The 1,685-nt window shown below is 64.4% G+C and carries 1 protein-coding gene; it reads left to right on the top strand.

The window, feature by feature from the left end; all coding sequences use genetic code 11:
- Positions 1-72: 72 nt before the first annotated feature.
- Positions 73-1,613, top strand: a protein-coding gene (locus tag AC3WOS_RS28480; protein WP_492720687.1) for an IS3 family transposase whose coding sequence is annotated in 2 segments (ribosomal slippage) — positions 73-529 and positions 529-1,613 — 1,542 coding nt in all. Because the reading frame shifts where the segments join, the coding sequence is not laid out codon by codon here.
- Positions 1,614-1,685 lie beyond the last annotated feature (72 nt).

The raw sequence follows: 1,685 nt of genomic DNA, 5'->3' as shown, positions 1-1,685 counted from the left end.
CCCCCTCTGTCAAAATAGTTGTCGCCTCCAGCAATTGGAGTTCTAATCCGCCCAGGGGCGATGGATTTGACGATGACGAAATACACCAACGAGAAGAAAGAGCACGCGCTCAGCCAAATGAGCGCGCCGCATAACAAGCCTGTGGCCGAAGTGTCGCAGCTAACCGGGGTGCCGGAGGCCACGCTGTACCTGTGGCGCAAGCAGGCACGCGAGCAAGGTCGCGCGGTGCCCGGCGATGGACAAAATCCCGAGCAATGGAGTGCCGCCGACAAGTTCGCGGTGGTGCTGGAGGCGGCCCCGCTGAACGAGGCTGAATTGGCGGCGTACTGCCGTCGCAAGGGATTGCTGGTGGAACAGCTGGAACGCTGGCGCGGTGAAGTCCACGCGGCCTTGTCTGCTGGACAAAGCCGAGCTGGCGCCAGCGAACGGGCGACGGACAAGAAGCGCATCCGGGAGCTGGAAAGGGATTTGCGCCGCAAGGAGAAGGCCTTGGCCGAAACGGCGGCGCTGCTGGTGCTGTCCCGAAAGTACGAAGCGCTGTGGACCGACGGCGAGGACGCATGATTGCGTTGCCGCAGCGCCAGGAGTTGGTCGCCGATATTGAGCAAGCCTGCCAGGATGGCGCCCATCTTGGTTCGGCCTGCGCCGAACTGGGCTTGAGTGCGCGCACCGTCGAGCGCTGGCGCCGCACAGGCGAGGTCCGGGGCGATGCGAGACCGACGGCGGCCCGACCGGCACCGGCGCACAAGCTGAGCGAGCAAGAACGCCAGCGCGTGCTCGACGTCTGCCACGAGGCGCGTTTCGCCGACTTGCCACCGGCGCAAATCGTGCCGCGTCTGGCCGACGAGGGCACCTATCTGGCGTCCGAATCGTCGTTCTACCGCATACTGCGTGCTGCGCAAGAACAGCAGCATCGCGGCCGCGCCAAGGCGCCCCGGACCACCGAGCCGCAGCGCCACGTGGCCCACGGCCCCAACGAGGTGTGGAGCTGGGACGTGACGTATTTGCCCAGCCAGGTGCGCGGCATGTTCTTCTATCTGTACGCCGTCCTCGACCTGTTCAGCCGCAAGCTGGTCGCATGGGAGGTGCATGCGCGCGAGGGTGGCGACGAAGCGGCAGCGTTGATGGAGCGGGCTTGCTGGCGCGAACACCGTCCACACGATAAGCCGCTGGTGCTGCACGCCGACAATGGCGCGGCGCAAAAGGCGCACACGCTCAAGTCCAAGCTGGAGACGCTGGGCATCACGCCGTCGCACAGCCGCCCCGGCGTATCGGACGACAACGCCCATATTGAAGCCTGGTTCCGTACTTGCAAGTACGCGCCCGGCTATCCGCCGAACGGATTTGAGGACATCGAACTGGCGCGGCAATGGGTGCTGAAATTCGTCACTTGGTACAACGGCGAGCATTTGCATAGTGGCCTATCCTTCGTGACACCAGAACAGCACCACAGCGGCGTTGCCGACGCCGTTCTGCGGCAACGGCGGGAGGTCTACGCGCAGGCGCGGGAGCGTCATCCATTGCGTTGGAAACGGCCGCCACGCGCGTGGCAGGTGGCCGACGAGGTTTGGCTCAACCCGCCGTCCAAACTTGACCAACGCCGCGCCGCATAACCTGCTGAGGAAAGGACAGAATCGACGCATTCTAAAACCGGACTTATGCGACAACTATCTTGACGCGCACCG

It is taken from the genome of Rugamonas sp. FW305-51, assembly GCF_058786935.1.
Note: the sequence above shows the minus strand (reverse complement) of the source record. Positions and strands in the feature narration are given on the sequence as shown.